Origin of the sequence: Paenibacillus sp. 481 (assembly GCF_021223605.1) — a bacterium.
GTDB lineage: Bacteria > Bacillota > Bacilli > Paenibacillales > Paenibacillaceae > Paenibacillus_B.
In genome coordinates this window covers 668,674-684,692 of record NZ_CP075175.1, presented here as the reverse complement: position 1 = coordinate 684,692, position 16,019 = coordinate 668,674, and the positions used below count along the sequence as shown (strand labels likewise).

General features: G+C 44.4%; 19 protein-coding genes and 4 tRNA genes. 16 read left to right on the top strand and 7 right to left on the bottom strand.

The features are described from left to right. The first annotated feature begins 84 nt into the window (after positions 1 to 84). The 6 genes from KIK04_RS02795 (at position 85) to KIK04_RS02770 (ending at position 2,895) form a co-directional block, all read left to right on the top strand. Positions 85 to 249, top strand: a complete 165-nt coding sequence (locus KIK04_RS02795; RefSeq protein ID WP_232276819.1) for a hypothetical protein — start codon at positions 85 to 87, stop codon at positions 247 to 249. A gap of 111 nt (positions 250 to 360) precedes the next feature. Further along, positions 361 to 437: transfer RNA gene (locus KIK04_RS02790), tRNA-Met, on the top strand. Between the two features lie 28 nt (positions 438 to 465). After that, positions 466 to 542, top strand: a tRNA-Ile gene (locus KIK04_RS02785). A gap of 40 nt (positions 543 to 582) precedes the next feature. Further along, a tRNA-Leu gene (locus KIK04_RS02780) sits at positions 583 to 671 on the top strand. A 342-nt stretch (positions 672 to 1,013) separates the two neighbouring features. Then, a complete protein-coding gene (gene gap, locus KIK04_RS02775) occupies positions 1,014 to 2,048 on the top strand; it encodes a type I glyceraldehyde-3-phosphate dehydrogenase (protein WP_232276818.1) in 1,035 nt (344 codons plus the stop codon). Positions 2,049 to 2,217: 169 nt separating this feature from the next. After that, positions 2,218 to 2,895 carry a uracil-DNA glycosylase gene (locus tag KIK04_RS02770; RefSeq protein WP_232278570.1) on the top strand — a complete coding sequence of 226 codons (678 nt, stop codon included), beginning with the start codon at positions 2,218 to 2,220 and terminating at the stop codon, positions 2,893 to 2,895. 122 nt (positions 2,896 to 3,017) lie between these two features. On the opposite strand, the gene KIK04_RS02765 is transcribed toward KIK04_RS02770, so the two are convergent. Then, positions 3,018 to 3,093: transfer RNA gene (locus KIK04_RS02765), tRNA-Val, on the bottom strand. 149 nt (positions 3,094 to 3,242) lie between these two features. Here KIK04_RS02765 and KIK04_RS02760 point away from each other — a divergent pair. Further along, positions 3,243 to 3,407, top strand: a complete 165-nt coding sequence (locus KIK04_RS02760; RefSeq protein ID WP_232276817.1) for a hypothetical protein — start codon at positions 3,243 to 3,245, stop codon at positions 3,405 to 3,407. Between the two features lie 176 nt (positions 3,408 to 3,583). After that, complete coding sequence (locus tag KIK04_RS02755; protein ID WP_232276816.1) at positions 3,584 to 3,781, top strand: hypothetical protein; 198 nt, start codon at positions 3,584 to 3,586, stop codon at positions 3,779 to 3,781. A 102-nt stretch (positions 3,782 to 3,883) separates the two neighbouring features. On the opposite strand, the gene KIK04_RS02750 is transcribed toward KIK04_RS02755, so the two are convergent. Continuing rightward, the gene (locus KIK04_RS02750) at positions 3,884 to 4,051 is read right to left on the bottom strand and encodes a hypothetical protein (protein WP_232276815.1); all 168 of its coding nucleotides are present in this window, start codon (positions 4,049 to 4,051) and stop codon (positions 3,884 to 3,886) included. 180 nt (positions 4,052 to 4,231) lie between these two features. Between KIK04_RS02750 and KIK04_RS02745 the strand changes: the two genes are divergently transcribed. Then, positions 4,232 to 4,678 carry a GNAT family N-acetyltransferase gene (locus tag KIK04_RS02745; RefSeq protein WP_232276814.1) on the top strand — a complete coding sequence of 149 codons (447 nt, stop codon included), beginning with the start codon at positions 4,232 to 4,234 and terminating at the stop codon, positions 4,676 to 4,678. 104 nt (positions 4,679 to 4,782) lie between these two features. Then, positions 4,783 to 5,013: a DUF3892 domain-containing protein gene (locus KIK04_RS02740; RefSeq protein ID WP_232276813.1), complete on the top strand. Its 231-nt coding sequence runs from the start codon at positions 4,783 to 4,785 to the stop codon at positions 5,011 to 5,013. 195 nt (positions 5,014 to 5,208) lie between these two features. On the opposite strand, the gene KIK04_RS02735 is transcribed toward KIK04_RS02740, so the two are convergent. Next, a complete protein-coding gene (locus KIK04_RS02735) occupies positions 5,209 to 5,967 on the bottom strand; it encodes an MBL fold metallo-hydrolase (protein ID WP_232276812.1) in 759 nt (252 codons plus the stop codon). Positions 5,968 to 6,076: 109 nt separating this feature from the next. Here KIK04_RS02735 and KIK04_RS02730 point away from each other — a divergent pair, with 109 nt between their 5' ends. From KIK04_RS02730 to KIK04_RS02720, 3 genes are all read left to right on the top strand, one after another. Beyond that, a complete protein-coding gene (locus KIK04_RS02730) occupies positions 6,077 to 6,925 on the top strand; it encodes an N-acetylmuramoyl-L-alanine amidase (RefSeq protein WP_269670989.1) in 849 nt (282 codons plus the stop codon). Between the two features lie 66 nt (positions 6,926 to 6,991). After that, positions 6,992 to 7,573: a copper amine oxidase N-terminal domain-containing protein gene (locus KIK04_RS02725; protein WP_232276810.1), complete on the top strand. Its 582-nt coding sequence runs from the start codon at positions 6,992 to 6,994 to the stop codon at positions 7,571 to 7,573. 128 nt (positions 7,574 to 7,701) lie between these two features. Then, complete coding sequence (locus KIK04_RS02720) at positions 7,702 to 8,016, top strand: DUF1292 domain-containing protein (RefSeq protein WP_232276809.1); 315 nt, start codon at positions 7,702 to 7,704, stop codon at positions 8,014 to 8,016. 64 nt (positions 8,017 to 8,080) lie between these two features. Here the strand turns inward: KIK04_RS02720 and KIK04_RS02715 are convergent, their stop codons facing one another. The 3 genes from KIK04_RS02715 to KIK04_RS02705 all read right to left on the bottom strand — a co-directional run bounded on the left by KIK04_RS02715 (position 8,081) and on the right by KIK04_RS02705 (position 11,426). Beyond that, positions 8,081 to 8,500, bottom strand: coding sequence for a DUF1885 family protein (locus KIK04_RS02715; RefSeq protein WP_232276808.1), 420 nt, complete (start codon positions 8,498 to 8,500; stop codon positions 8,081 to 8,083). A 96-nt stretch (positions 8,501 to 8,596) separates the two neighbouring features. Further along, a complete protein-coding gene (locus KIK04_RS02710) occupies positions 8,597 to 9,841 on the bottom strand; it encodes an MFS transporter (protein ID WP_442951131.1) in 1,245 nt (414 codons plus the stop codon). 106 nt (positions 9,842 to 9,947) lie between these two features. Further along, complete coding sequence (locus KIK04_RS02705) at positions 9,948 to 11,426, bottom strand: aminotransferase class I/II-fold pyridoxal phosphate-dependent enzyme (RefSeq protein ID WP_232278569.1); 1,479 nt, start codon at positions 11,424 to 11,426, stop codon at positions 9,948 to 9,950. 217 nt (positions 11,427 to 11,643) lie between these two features. Here KIK04_RS02705 and KIK04_RS02700 point away from each other — a divergent pair, with 217 nt between their 5' ends. Continuing rightward, complete coding sequence (locus tag KIK04_RS02700; RefSeq protein WP_232278568.1) at positions 11,644 to 12,828, top strand: MFS transporter; 1,185 nt, start codon at positions 11,644 to 11,646, stop codon at positions 12,826 to 12,828. Between the two features lie 81 nt (positions 12,829 to 12,909). Here KIK04_RS02700 and KIK04_RS02695 read toward each other — a convergent pair whose 3' ends face one another. Continuing rightward, the gene (locus KIK04_RS02695; protein ID WP_232276806.1) at positions 12,910 to 13,539 is read right to left on the bottom strand and encodes a YktB family protein; all 630 of its coding nucleotides are present in this window, start codon (positions 13,537 to 13,539) and stop codon (positions 12,910 to 12,912) included. A gap of 158 nt (positions 13,540 to 13,697) precedes the next feature. Between KIK04_RS02695 and KIK04_RS02690 the strand changes: the two genes are divergently transcribed. Further along, on the top strand, positions 13,698 to 14,294 hold the full coding sequence (locus tag KIK04_RS02690) for a hypothetical protein (RefSeq protein WP_232276805.1): 597 nt from the start codon (positions 13,698 to 13,700) through the stop codon (positions 14,292 to 14,294). A 217-nt stretch (positions 14,295 to 14,511) separates the two neighbouring features. Then, positions 14,512 to 15,921: an NADP-dependent phosphogluconate dehydrogenase gene (gndA, locus tag KIK04_RS02685; protein WP_232276804.1), complete on the top strand. Its 1,410-nt coding sequence runs from the start codon at positions 14,512 to 14,514 to the stop codon at positions 15,919 to 15,921. Positions 15,922 to 16,019 lie beyond the last annotated feature (98 nt).

Here is a 16,019-nt window from a genome sequence, read left to right as displayed (position 1 = left end):
TTATTTAAAGTTATGGGGGGGTTCTTTCTTTTTGAAAAATGGGCACATTAAGCGAAGCATGATTAAGAAGGGGATGTCGAACGGATGCAGTGGATTTATTGGGGCAGGCTGTATGAAACTAAATTTCAAGCGCGCACCTTGCAGCAGCGTTTAGAACATGATGCTTGGATTTATGGTTATGAATCGCCGCAGGAAATCGAAGTTTTCCGCTCTAAACGGGGGAAATACGGGGTTCGATTCATGTTTTAAAAAGTTTTTTAAATTTTTTTTGATTTTTACTTGACTGTTCATATGTCTGTATAGTATATTAATACATGTCGCCGCTGAAATGAATTGAAATGAAGCAGCTGACAATGTTGACGCGGGGTGGAGCAGTTCGGTAGCTCGTCGGGCTCATAACCCGAAGGTCGTAGGTTCAAATCCTGCCCCCGCAACCAAACACCATTGAAAACGACTATGGTGCGAGGGCCCTTAGCTCAGTTGGTTAGAGCGGTCGGCTCATAACCGATTGGTCGGGGGTTCGAGTCCCTCAGGGCCCACCAACGATCCAGTTGTTTTCAAAGATTCATAGTTTAATAGTATGCCGGGGTGGCGGAATTGGCAGACGCACAGGACTTAAAATCCTGCGGTAGGTGACTACCGTACGGGTTCGACCCCCGTCCTCGGCACCATACATATGAATCGTAAAGCCCTCATTTTGAGGGCTTTTTTTGATGTTGTACATGGATGTAAGTATGCCAACAAGTATAGCTAAACCATGAGCGGCCGTACATATAAACTCCTTCGACTTGATGTAATAAGGCACATCAAATCGAAGGAGTTTTTTATTTGCATTATTTTAAATGATTGATCGTTTATTAAGGTCGATGGTGAATTGGAAAAGCAAGAAATAACGCTTTGAACGTGTTTTTTATTATACATCCCCAAATTAATGTGTATTAATGGATTGATTACACATATATATGATGTTATATTAGATTTAAAGTGATATAACATATGGAGGGGTTATAAAAATGAACATTGGAATCAGCGGTACGGGCAGAATTGGGCGCATGCTTATTCGCAAATGGATGACGACTACGGTATCAGGAGTACGTTTGGTAGCCATTAATACGTCATGCTCGGCAGAAACTCTTATCCACTTGTTAAAATACGATTCTGTTCATGGTAGATGGGATGCAAATTTCGCGATAGATGGTGGAGACCTACTTATTAACGGACAACGTGTTCGCCTACTTCATGAACGCAATCCAGAGCTCATTCCGTGGCGTCAATGCGAAGTTTCAGTCGTAATAGATGCGACAGGAGCTTTTAATCATAGAGAAGGCTCAGCGCTCCATTTAGCGGCTGGGGCAGAGCGAGTCATTATTACGGCTCCAGGTAAAGAAATGGACTTAACGGTCGTAATGGGCGTTAATGAGCACCGTTTTCAGCCAGAGCGACATAAACTGTTGTCCGCTGCTTCCTGTACAACGAACTGCTTAGCTCCTGTGCTGTACGTGCTGGACAATGCTTTTAACGTGGAGCAAGGCTGGATGACGACTGTACACGCGGTGACGAATGACCAGCGGCATCTCGATAACCCGCACAAAGATTTACGCCGGGCTCGTGCGTGTACGCAATCGATTGTTCCGACGACTACAGGAGTGAGTAAAGCGTTAGTTGATGTGTTGCCTCATTTGGCGCCTCGCTTGGCAGGCTACTCCTTGCGAGTTCCAACGCAAGACGTATCCGTGATTGATCTGAACGTGCAATTAGGTCAAGAAGTGACCGTGCAAGACGTGCGTCAGGCATTCGCTGACGCTGCGAGAGGGACATTAGCGCCGTATATAGCGTTGTGTGAAGAGCCGTTAGTATCGATTGACTTTGTAGGATGTGAGAAGTCAGCGGTGGTCGATAGTCTATCCATGCTTGCCTCTGGCAAACAGGTTAAACTGTTGGCGTGGTACGATAATGAATGGGGCTATGTATGTCGAGTGGCTGATCTCGTTCGTCATGTAACGAGTAACATCACTTTGAAAGCAGACGTTGCTGTAGAAGTGGGTTAAGTATCGTTTTTGAAAATAGTGTCAATGACATTCACGGTCTCGTCAACGCAAGCCTATATGATTAACTGGCTTGCGTGTGACGAGATTGTTGCGTATTGTACTTGTACTTCATAACGTGATTTCTTCTTTACTCTATGTTACGATAGGTGTACATAGATTGAGAGGGATGATCCATTCGATGGTTAACAATGATTGGGCGGACCTACTGCGGGATGAAATTCGTCAACCCTATTTTCGCCAGTTGTGGGGATGGTTAAAGGAACAGTATGAGGATCAGACGATTTATCCTCAATACGATCATATTTTTTCCGCATTAAACTATACCGCATATCAAGATACGAAGGTCGTCATTTTAGGGCAGGACCCTTATCATGGCCCTGGACAAGCTCACGGTTTAAGCTTTTCGGTGCTGCCAGGTGTCCCAGCGCCACCGTCATTGCGAAATATGTTTAAAGAGTGCGCGGCAGACGTCGGTACGACCATTCCGAACCACGGCTATTTAGCGCCATGGGCGGAGCAAGGCGTTCTTATGCTTAATACGGTGCTGACCGTAATGCAAGGTCAAGCGGCATCTCATCGCAACAGAGGGTGGGAGCAGTTTACGGATACGATTATCACATTGCTTAATGAGCGGGAGCGGCCGATGGTGTTTGTACTGTGGGGAAGCCATGCTCAAGCGAAGATTAAATTAATCGACACAAGCAAACATGCCATTATAAAAGGCCCTCATCCAAGTCCGCTGTCTGCTCATCGTGGATTTTTCGGTAGTCGACCATTTTCTCAAATTAATGAGCAGCTGCGTCGTTTTGAAGAGCCAGAAATTAATTGGCAGTTAGCGAACTTATAACATTAGATTATATTGTATATTGCAGCAACTCCCATATTACACAAAAACACCTCTCTATCGATGCTAATCGATAAAGAGGTGTTTCGTTATTATTTCGCGATATACGCGGTTTAGTTCGGATATGGTGTTCTGAGACGGGCTCGAACCGCCGACCCCCACCCTGTCAAGATGGTGCTCTCCCAGCTGAGCTATCAGAACACATGAGAGACTCTATTAATATATCAGCTGAAATACACAATGTCAACCCATATGTTGGGAATGTAGAAGGTGAGTTGCAAACGTTGTTTCTTCTAATTCAACCCATTTGTTCATAGCTATGAATATAGTCTATAGGTTGGAGGGGTTAGATGGGAGCTATTTTATTTGTTTGGGTGCTCGGCGTATTTGTTATCGTGGGAATTGTATGTTGGTATCTTGCACAGTTCGTCATCAGGGATAGTCTTGCCTATGATGAAGAGTTTGTGTGGGGGAGAAAAGTACGTCATTTAATTGATGAAGAAAAGAAACATTAATGTAAGAAGAAAGTGTGGTTATGAGCCAAAGTCAAATCGCGGAAGATCGAGGCTTGCGAGGCAGCAATAAGGTTGGACGTTCCCTGCCGTTTAGATTTGACCACGATCGGTGACAATAACAATAAATGGGCAACGTAGCACCTATTTCACATTGATATTTCGCGGAGGTTGACGATATGCGCCGAATGTCACATTGTTTCGTGGTTGTATGTCTGGGTTTAGTTGTTATGCTGGCTATGTTTAGTGGTTGCAGCCGATTACTTACAGGTCTTCCTGCTTATGATGATGGAGATTTTGATAATCCTAGGCCGTTACTGCCTGTGCAGCAAGATGTGTACCGCGAACAAGTTCCTACAGATGTGTACACACCATAAAAGATACGCAAGTGGATGCTGTCATCGCGTTGTATAAAAGGCCACGCCCTCGTTCGTACACATCATCGTGCTTACGAATGGGAGCGTGGCCTTGTCATGTTATTATGATTTCACATGCTTGTCCGATGTATCGTCAATCGTGGAGTGATCCACAGGTTCAACATCTTCCCACTTTTGGGAGTAAGCTTTTCTGGTTACGGTTAAAATTAAAGCGACCATACCGATGACCATCACGATAACAGCAATAATGGTTGCCATTGTTGTATCCATATAATATTATCCCTCCTCGTGAATTCGCTGCACACTCGACGGTAGTGCTCGCATTGGCTAGAAATAACTATACATGAATTTGATTTTTTTGTATAATATAAAATTATTTTTGTTCACTTATTTATGTGCGAAAATAGTCATATGTGCAAATTGTCGTATATCCGTAAAGGCGGTGCTTACATGATAGCTGAAGTGATTGAAGTAGCAACGGAAGAGCAACTAGAGCAATGTTTAAATATTCGAAAAGACGTGTTCGTTGCCGAGCAGCACGTTCCGCTTGATATTGAGGTTGATGAATATGACCGTTTGGATAGTGAATGCAGTCATATGTTATTGCAAGTCGAAGGGCAATTTGCTGCGACAGGTCGTTTGAAATGGTTGGATGGTACAACGGCCAAGCTTCAACGCATTGCGGTGCGCAAAGCATTTCGCGGTACAGGTGTCGGTCGGACGTTGATGGTAGCGCTAGAACAGCTGGCTCGTGCCAATGGAGCAACAAAGAGCGTACTTGATGCGCAGTGTCAAGCAGAAGGGTTCTATCAATCATTAGGCTACCTTACAGTGTCGGAAGTGCCGTTTGATGATGCGAACATTCCGCACGTTCGCATGGAGAAATCGTTAGCATAACAAGGCTTGGAATAGCATGCAGAACGTATGGTACTTCATCTTCTAGGGCATTCTAGTGTAGTGACTTTAGACAGAAGGTCGGAGCTACAAGGAGGCTTTAGAAGATGGATGAAAGAGAAATATTTGTTGCCGTACAAAAGAACGGCGACGGAGATTTGACCGCTTTTCGCACAAATGCAGGGCGTGATCTGAATTATGAACAAGCGATGACGGCGATTCATGACGGTCAGATCGCAGGGGTAAACATTTTCAAAGGTAGAAATGGAAAATCTTACATTCGTGGCGACGCGGATGGCGATCCGTCGAACAATTTAGATCAGCTGCCTTTATTTTAGGGGCAGGTTTACGAGTATTCTTACCTCAATACCTCATTAAATCTATAACTCAATAAATCTAATAGTCATCTAAATTAAAACTAGTGTATCTGATAAACCTATAAAACACCTGCTCGCCACGCCGTAAGGCATGTTGATGAGCAGGTGTTTATGTTATGTATGCAAGTGTACCATGACGCGTCATTGACACGCTCGTTAAATAGAAAATGGCAAGCAACCGTCTAACGACATCTGCTTGTGCTGGTGAATAAAGCGCATTTTTCCTGTACGTCCTTCATACTGAGGCATTTCATCACTGTAATGCATTAACAAAATTCGTTGTTGAATCGATTCAGGAAGCGTCAGTAGCTCATCAAGCGTTGTATGTACTTCTCCTGGTCCAATTAATTGACAGTCGTGAAAAATAAGTTCAACGCCTTGCTCTTCTACTAATACGCGCAGCAGATCAGGCTGAAATCGCATATCTGCACTGTAAAAAATACGTTCATTTAACAAGATTGAAAAGCTTTGCTTTCCTGGCATATGTGGTGTTTCAAGCAGCTTTACTCTAATGTCCGGTGTTAGCTCGTATGTGTGGTCTGGCTGTAAGGGGTGAACATGAAACACATCGTCCAAAGCTGTAATTTCCTCTTGGCTCAAGCCACCTTTAAGGGTATGTTCCCATAACAAATCAACGAGAGGTGCTGCAATATATAAATTCGGCTTCCGCTTGTAGCGGAATCTGAACTGAAAGGCAGCCTCTTCTAATCCTCCCACATGATCGGCATGAATGTGCGAAATGAGAAACCCGTCAATCTCGTTGAACGTTTTTCCTATGTGATGCAGTGCCATAGGAGCAGTGATGCCGCAATCTATGAGCAGCGTAGTAGAATCGGTATGCAAGAGAGCATTATTGTTGTAATAAGACTTCGCAAAAGCGCTTCCAGTCCCTAACATTTGCAACTGAAGGGCCATTCCCATCCTCCATTCTCTCTATATGGAATTGTTTAACTATTCTATTAACTGTATCACGTGCTAGATAATTGCACAAGCAAGCAATACGAGTAGGACATACGATAACAGTATGAGGCACATTGCGCAGCGTGACCTCCGTAATGTCCAACGGGTGCTAATTCAGTTAGCCGAAGCGAGGTGTTTGTCGTTGAACATTATTTGGAAGGGAAATCAGTATACGAATTCTAGTGAACGCCGGGGACAAGTTCCTCAAATAATTGTGAATCATATATCAGTTGGAAGTATGGCTAGTTTGGATGCTTGGTTTACAAGCCCAAATAACAAAGTATCGTCCGCTCATTTTGGAGTTTCTAAACACGGAGACATTCATCAATACGTCAAGTTGGAGCGTATGGCGTGGACACAGGGCATTAGTGCAGATCGCATTGCTAAAGCTCCTGCAGCTATTGTTCGAGAAAAAGGAATCAATCCTAATTTATATGGAGTTTCGATCGAGCATGAGGGCTATGACGGGAATTTATCGGAAGAACAATTTGAGGCTAGCCTTTGGTTGCATCGCTACATTCGGGATTATGTGAAGCAGGAGTGGGGATATGTAATCCCGTTTAATCGCGAACACATTCTCGGACATTTTCAAATTGACCCTGTCCGCAAATCGAGCTGTCCAGGTCCGAAATTTCCATGGATCAGACTGTATGCAATGTTGGCCAAGCCATCGTGGGAGGAGCAGCAAATGGAACAGTTAAGATTAGAACTGCAAGCAACGAAGGCTGTTGTTGCAGACTTAGAAGCAAGGCTTGCGGTGATGGAGCGTGATCACCATTTGTCCGAAGTGCCAGATTGGGCAAAAGCGAGTGTAAACAAGGCTGTACAGCAAGGGTTGATTCGTACGCCTACGCCATCTTCACATGACTTTTTTCGTATTCTTACCGTGTTAGATCGGAAAGGTTTGTTATAACAATATCGCAACTCTCCTGCAATTTATGAGTATAACATTATATCATAGCAGTTGGAGGTTAGAACGATGAATTGCAGGAGATTTGCAGCTGTAGTCCTGCTCGGTTCGTTGTGCTTTGCCGCGTATTCGCCAGTAACTGCGAACGCACAGGAAAATGCGTCAGCCGAGAAAATTAAAGTGGAATTGAACGGAAATACGATTAAAGAAGGAGGAGGATACATGATAGACGGACGTGCTTTTTTATCGGTCCGTGATCTCGAAGATGCATTGCAAGCCTTTATTCACTGGGATGCTCAGAGTAAAAAGGTATCGATAGAGAAGCCTAACGTCGATTTGTTGTTGTTCCAAGGCAATCAGCCTTTTGCTAAAGTTAAGCCAGGGAAAACCTCCTTTACCATTTTCGTTCAAGCAGACAGTCTGAAAGTGGATGTAGACAAAATTAAACTGACAATTACGGATCATGAAGGAAATAAGGTCGATATCGAAGAAAATAATGCAAATAAGTCAGAAGAAAACTTACTTTGGTACACGACCAAAGAGTTTAAATATGATTTCAAAACAAAAGGAAATTATAAAATTGCTTGCTACTTGCGCCAAAAAAACGGTGATTATGTCTTGATGGCAGAGAAGACGGTCGCTGCTATATAGTGCACAAGCTTAGCAAGCGATCTTTACATACGTGAATACCAGCATGTTCGGCCTTCATTGATAAATTGTGCAGAACATGATACGATACGTGAGTATATTTATTACCTGAACATAAAGGAGATTCACGCATGAGCGAACATAAAGATGGCTGCGGTTGCGGACAAGATCACGAGCACGAACACGAGCACGAAGAGTTCGTTGTCACTTTAGTTGACGACGAAGGCAAAGAAGTTGAAATGGTGCTTGTAGAGACATTCAACGTTGGTGAGCAACTGTACGCTTTGTTGCTTGAGCGCAACAACCCAGAAGCAGATGGCATCATCGTACGTGTCGATCAAGAAGACGAAGATATGGTGTTGAACCCAATCGAAGATGATGAAGAGTGGGAGCAGGTACAACAAGCTTATGATGAGCTAGTAGCTGCAGCTGCACAAGGCGAATAAGATCGCGTTGCACATATCCGCTCAATGATAGAAGCTCCGAGTTTACTCGGAGCTTCGTTTATGTTTATTTTCGTGGATTGAAATACATCGTTCTTCCATTAAATAACTTCAGTTCGGCTTTCCACGTTTTCGCTAAGTATTTGCACAGTTCATTCCCTTTAGCTTTATCACCGTGAGTGGCATCATCAGGCAGCACAACTTGCACGACCTGACGTTGAATGCTGTCACGTTCAGACGTCCCTACGCCAAACATAATGTAACGATAGAGCGGATCGGTTCCTTTTAAATAAAACCATAAATGCTCCTGACCAGGCTTCGTTTCTATCGTATAAGGAAAGGCAGCTTCAGCATACTCCCAACTTAGCTGCTTCCCCGTTAAGCTTGTCTGCTCTCGGTAATGCTGCAACTGCTGTTTCAACTCGTCCAATGAGACTGTTGCTCTAGTCGAACCGTCCACTAACGTTATAGCTGCGCTTTGACTCATCTTTCACCCTCCCAAGGTCAGCGTCCATTTCATCATAACATCGGCCTTTTTAGATGGCAATATTTACATGGGTACCATAAAGGAAGGAATTCGGGATTAATGAGCTTTTTGTACACGATTGCGAAATGTAAAATAAAAATAGGTGGCGGCAGTCACATACAATAATCCCGTAATACTAAACGTGAAGGCGTAGCCCCAGTATGAGCCGTAAGTCGTTACGAAGTAAGATTGTACAGGCCCCATACTCGCCCAGCCGAACATAAATACGGATTGATTGAGTGAGTTCGCGAAGCCGCGCTTCGAATTCGAAATATTTTCAACTAGAATGGTCGACGTGATTGGATTTGCGGCGTTCATCAGCGCTTGTCTAAACAAGAAGCCTATCGCGGCGACGAAAAAGACGTTCGTAAAGCCTGTTAATATAAGAAACGGCAGCGACATGAGCTGTAACGTGACGACTGATTTTACTTCCCCAAAACGCTGCACAAGTGAAGGTCCGATAAGCATCGAAAAAATCGTCATAATTTGACCGAGTGAAATGAGTACCCCGACGGCTGATAACGATGTATCGAATCGATCCGTGAAATACAAATTAAGATACGGAATAACGAGTCCCGAGCCGAATCCAATGAGCAGTTGCGCAAACGTAAACCGTGCAATCATGCCCCATTCGTGTTGTGGGCGTATAGCTTTCGACTCGTTTACTTCAGGCTCAGCTATAGCGGATTGCTTCTGCTGTTCGGTTATAAAGAGCAATGGAATGATCGCAGCAAACGTTGCTATTGAGCCTAGTACAAGTATCATTTGTAAGCTGTAACTGCGTTCAAAGCCAATATGCTGTAAAATGTCACTCAAAAATCCGCCGCTCATATTACCTAATACTTGCGCTGCAAGTACAGCAGAAAAATGCAGGCTGAACATGCGCAACCATTGATCTTTTGGTGAATTGTTTGATAAAAAAGGAATGGCAGTTACTTGGAAAAATGCGGCGAATACGCCAGTGAAGAGAGCGAATAGCTGTAGACTTGATTCGGTTTCGGCGAATGATCTACCGAGTAGACCGACACCGGAGAGAAGGGCTCCAATGATTAAAATATGTTTGCGACTAGTTCGATCGCCTATAAAGCCAATCGGGATAAAGGTTAACGCTGTCGTGAGTGATTGTAAGCTGATAAGGGTTCCATTCATCGTAGGTGCAAAGCCTAGTGATTGTATGTACAAGTTATACAATACCGAAAAAATACCGCTTCCAAATTGATATAAGATGTTTGCCAAAAAGAATAAACGAATATTTCGGTTCCATTTGCTCCAATCTTCCATCGCTTGATTTACGAAGCGCACTTTGCTCATCCCCAGTCTTGTGCTTTATCTAAGTTAGTACATATGCTGTCCTATGAGTATCGGTAAAAGTAAAAGGACCGGAGGCATAGCCCCCGGTTACTTGCATTTAGTCAAAAATAGGTTTTTCTTCTTTAATAACTTTAACGAATTCAATCGCTCTGTCTTCCGGCCCTTTGACTGGAAGTCCAATATCGACATGATCACGGATGTAGTTGATATTGTCTTGCGAAATGATTTCACCAGGAAGCAAAATAGGGATACCTGGCGGATAAACATAAATAAACTCAGCAATAATGCGATCCGCAGATTCTTTAAACGGAATTACTTCTGTATCGCCGTAAAATGCATCTCTTGGAATGAGTGCGAGCTGCGGAATATCAGGAATCTTGACAACGACATCTTGAACCTCATGCCGCTCAAAATGCTCGTCAGACAGTTGTCGCAAAGCGGTTAATAGCGTCTCAATCGTATCGTTGGAATCGCCTGTCGTGACGAGGCAGAGAATGTTATACATATCGCTCAGCTCGACCTCAATGTTGTAGTGGTCGCGCAGCCAATTCTCTGTTTCGTAGCCAGTAATGCCGAGATGGCGAACGTGAATCGTCAGCTTTAGCGGGTCGAAGCTATGAGTAGCTTCACCACCCAAAATCTCCTCACCAAAGGAGTATAGCCCTGGAATGGTGTTAATTTGCTCACGCGCGTATGTCGCTAATTGCAGTGCTTCTTCTGCTTGCTGGTGACCGTGCAACGCCAAATTGCGGCGCGATGTGTCCAAGGAAGCAAGCAGTACATAGGACGTTGATGTCGTCGTCAGCATGCTGAAAATCGTTTGCACGCGCTGTGCGTTAACGAGTCCATTTTTCACATTCACGTTCAAAATGGAACTTTGTGTCATTGAGCCACCTAGCTTATGAACACTAGTAGCAGCCATATCCGCGCCGGCTTCCATGGCCGACATCGGGAGTTTCTCATGGAAATGAATCAATACGCCATGAGCTTCATCGACAAGAACCGGTACATCATAAGAATGTGCCAAGTCCACGATTTCTTTCAAGTCCGCGCAAATACCGAAATAGGTCGGATTAATGACGAGCACAGCTTTTGCATCAGGATGTCTTTCCAATGCCCGACGGACGGAGCGCGTCGTAATCCCGTGATCGATGCCAAGATTTGCATCTTGGGCTGGAGATACGAATACTGGCTTCGCTCCTGCAAAAATAATGGCAGCCATAATGGACTTATGAACGTTGCGGGGAACGATAATTTTATCGCCTGGCGAGCAGACAGACATAATCATCGTCATAATGGCACCGCTCGTTCCTTGTACACTAAAGAACGTATAATCTGCTCCGAAGGCATCTGCAGCAAGCTGCTGCGCTTCGGCGATAACACCGGTCGGTTGATGCAAATCATCAAGCGGCGCGATGTTGATCAGGTCTATTGAAAGTGCGTTGTCACCGATAAACGAACGGTATTCGTTATCGGTACCAGCACCTTTTTTATGGCCTGGAATATGAAACTGTACAGGATTGTTAGCTGCATGTTGTTTCAATGCAGTAAATAGAGGCGTTCGACGGTGGTCCATCGCCGTATCACAACCTTTCATAATGAAATGCTGCTACTACGCGCTCCATCTTATCGTATGGGGTTGCGTCGCATGCTAAACAAGCATTAGTTTAGCAAAAACACCCCGGAATGCAAGAATTTTTTCAAAGAGGCCTATTGCGAGAGGTTTCGCAGTTTGTTCATTTCCGTTCAAGAAAATTTTGTGATAGGATTATATTAACGGAGGGAAGTGTGTGATGAAAAAGCAAATGACCGTCGTCATGCTTCTGTTGATGATGGTGTTTATCGGGTTTGGTATCGTCATCCCGGTGCTACCGCTCATGATAACGGACGCGGGGGCGAACGAATTTCACTTGGGATTGATGCTGTCGTTGTATTCGTTAGTTTCCTTTATTGTTTCACCAATATGGGGATCATGGTCGGAGCGGATTGGACGGCGTCCGATAATTTTGATGGGTACACTCGGATTTAGTATTAGCTATTTGCTGTTTGGCTTGGCGGATGGCCAATTGTGGTTAATGTACATATCTAGATTTTTGGGAGGCTTTTTCTCTGGGGCTGTAGCCGCTGTTATCGTTGCTTATGTGGCGGACATTACAACAAATGAAGAGCGAACCAAAGGGATGGCACTCGTAGGTGTGTCTATCGGTCTAGGCTTTACATTTGGTCCTGCTTTTGGCGGAATTTTAAGTTACTATGGCCATAATACGCCATTTTACGTTGCTTCCGCATTGACATTTGTCACATTTTTGCTGGGAATGGTTCAACTGCGAGAATCGTTACCACCTGAGAAGCGGAGTAAAAGTGGACAGCCAACGTCCTCGCGATGGACAGCGTTTACAGGCCGCATGAAGTATTTATATGTGCTGTCATTTTTCGTTACGTTTACGTTGGCAGGACTTGAAGCAACACTGCTGTACTTCCAGGCACAACGTATACCAGGTATTACTCCAGCCCAGATCGGATTTATGTTCTTCTTCTGTGGCTTAGCGGGGGCCCTTGTACAGGGCGGAATTGTTCGGCGTTACATCAAGAACGGTGGGGAGAAGAAAACAATAGCGGCTGGCTTGCTTATTTCTGCAGTAGGCTTTTTCTTGCTGTTGCTCTCTTCGAACGTTGTGGATGCGACAATCTACTTGTGCGTATTTGGTATCGGCAATGCCTTGATTCGCCCTTGTGTTACTTCATTAATTACGCAGAAGACGCCTGTAAGCCACGGTCTTGCATCCGGGTTGAATTCTTCTATGGATAGCTTTGGTCGCATTGCAGGTCCATTGCTGGCGACTGCGGTATTCAATTGGAACGTGAACTTGCCGTTTATTATAGGCGGAGTACTATGTATAGCTGTTATTGGCTTGCTCGTACGCTTCTCTACATTAGACAGAGATAGTGGGCCGATGAAAGCAACCATCAACAACTAAATCAAAGAAAAACGGTGAGTCCCGTTATCTCGATAGGAGATGGGGCTCACCGTTTTTCTTTTGAGCAAATGTTCAGCTGAATTAAGCTTTAAGCGCTTGTTTATATAAGGGCATTAACGTAGTGACGGTATCCTTTACGAGTTCCATAAAGGCAGTGCCATCACGCAAGATAGGGTCATCCGCAGCGATATGGCGTCCAACTAGCCACTCAGCAGATTTCACATCGCGGAAACGAGTGAGCATCGTGTGTAGTTGCGCGTCATCCCAGTCCTGCAAGGCATGAGCTTGTTTATTCATATGATCGAGTGAAATCACGTAATCTGCGGATACAAGCTCGCGCAGCTGATCGGTATCAGCAAGCATGTTCGTAGCAATTTGTTGCTTATTCACAACTTCATAAATGAATGCTAGCCAAATAAAAACATGATCGTCAAATAGACCAACTTGAAAATGCGGCAGCGACTTATAGCCGCGTTTACTAGGTCCGATGGCTAGCCATGTATCCTTCGGTGGGTTAACCGTGCGGCGAGCATGTTTGGCGATATGCAAAAACATTTCCTGTCCTGCTAACAGGGCCGCATCGCCACATAAATGTTCCCCAATAGATCTGAATTTCGGTTGTATACGTTCACGAATCGCTTCCATTCGTTCATCCAAGCCTTCGATGGAGAACGTCTCGAAATCGTGCGCATTGAATCCTGTAAATGACATGATTAAATCATCCTTCCAACATCATTAATCATGATTATATCACATCTTTATTTGCAGCTTGTCCGCTTCATTAAAACTTCATTACTTCTTTATTGTCAATAACCAAGTTACCTAAACATATGATGTAGTATACGCTGTTATGGAAGGAGGCATTGGTCGTGAATCGGAGCGATGAAATCGAGTATTGTAATTTAGAGCTTCGCTTTGACCGTTGGCAAATTCAGAACCTCATCCGCGATCTGATCCAAGAAGGATATTCGTTATATTGGAGTGAAAATGAGGCATTATTCATCGTATCCATACGAACAGGCCGTAAATTGGTGAAATTGCGGTTTCAACGTGTACATCGTCGCTACAAAATTGTAGGCGATTACACGATACGCGATGAAAAATTAGCGGAGTTTATGGAGAAAATGATCGGCGATGCACGGGGACACGCGGTGGTCAAACGTTTTAAGGACCGCCAAGTGTTTGTTGAAAATATTATGTTTGGGGAGCGAATTCGGCTCGTTGAGATTTGTGGGGTAGAACAGCGCGTATTGTACCAAAAGCGCCCTGTAATTACGACTGAAGAAATGATTCGTGCCTACGAATCTACACAGGCTGAAGAAAGGATGGGTGTACTGCGCCTTGAAATTGATTACGCGTTAGCAGAATTGTATGAAGCGATTGCGCGGTCCGATGAGCAGTTCCAAGCTGATTGCAAAACAAAATTAAATGCTTTAAGGACGGAGATGATTCAGCTGGAATGGTAAGTAGAACGGAAATCGGGCTTGGACATAGATTAATCCGTACATCAAAAAAAATGAAACAAATACACCCTCCCATGAGACGTCAGCTATGTATAGCTAAGCCGTAAATGGTTGCAGGGTGTTTTGCTGTGCGTTACAATAACGATATTGTTAACAATACATACGGCTAACGCTATGTATGGCTAGCAATACAAAATTAGATAAAAGGGTGGAGAACCAAATGGCAAAGAATCAAATCGGTGTCATTGGACTGGCGGTTATGGGCAAGAACTTGGCTCTTAATATCGAGAGCCGTGGATTCGCTGTTTCTGTATACAACCGTTCCCGTGAGAAAACAGACGCATTGCTAGAAGAAGCGGCTGGTAAGCAATTGACAGGTACATACTCGATAGAAGAGTTTGTGCAATCGCTAGAAGCACCTCGCAAAGTTTTGATCATGGTTCAAGCTGGACAAGCAACAGACGCAACGATTGACTCCTTGCTGCCACATTTGGACCAAGGCGATATTATTATCGATGGCGGTAATGCACATTTTCCAGACACACAACGTCGCAGCAAATATTTGGAGGACAAAGGGTTCCGCTTTATTGGAGCAGGTGTATCCGGTGGAGAAGAGGGCGCGTTGAATGGCCCGTCCATTATGCCTGGTGGCCAAGAGAGCGCTTATCGTTTAGTTGAACCTATTTTGACGAGTATTTCGGCAAAAGTAAGTGGCGATGCTTGTTGCACATACATTGGACCAGATGGCGCAGGCCATTATGTAAAAATGGTTCACAACGGCATTGAGTATGGCGATATGCAGTTGATTTGTGAAGCGTATCACTTGATGACAACAGTGCTTGACGTAGATGCTAAAGAGCTTCACTCCATTTTCAGTGAGTGGAACAATGGCGAATTGGATAGCTACTTAATTGAGATTACAGCAGACATTTTCTCTAAATATGATGATGAAACAGGCAAGCCGATGGTAGACGTTATTTTAGATTCGGCAGGCCAAAAAGGCACTGGAAAATGGACAAGCCAAAGCGCGTTGGATTTGGGCGTGCCGTTGTCCATGATTACAGAGTCTGTATTTGCACGCTTCTTGTCAGCATTGAAAGAAGAGCGCGTTGCAGCAAGCAAAATTTTGCAAGGGCCTGCAACAAAGTCGTTTACAGGCGACAAAGCTGCATTTATCGAGAGCGTACGCAAAGCGTTGTATGCGAGCAAAATCGTGTCCTACGCACAAGGATTTGCACAAATGCGTGCAGCATCTGATGAATACGGCTGGGATTTGCGCTACGGCGACATTGCGATGATTTTCCGCGGTGGCTGTATTATCCGTTCACGCTTCTTGCAAAACATTAAAGACGCGTACGACCGTGATCCTGAATTAAGAAACTTGTTGCTTGATTCCTACTTCAAGAACATTGTAGAGACGTATCAAGCAGCTTGGCGTGATGTTGTATGTCAAGCTTTGCAATACGGCGTGCCTGTTCCTGGCTTCGCGTCTGCGTTGGCGTACTTCGACAGCTATCGCACGGAGCGTTTGCCTGCTAACTTGTTGCAAGCACAACGTGATTATTTCGGCGCTCATACTTTTAAGCGCGTGGACAAAGAAGGCTCGTTCCATTTTAACTGGATGTCATAATTTCGCATCAGCGAAGGGGTCATTCCGTGAGGGAGCATTGCTGAGTCCTGCGTCCTGCTAACACGTAAAGCGATGCAGAACGCAGAACGCCGAACCCA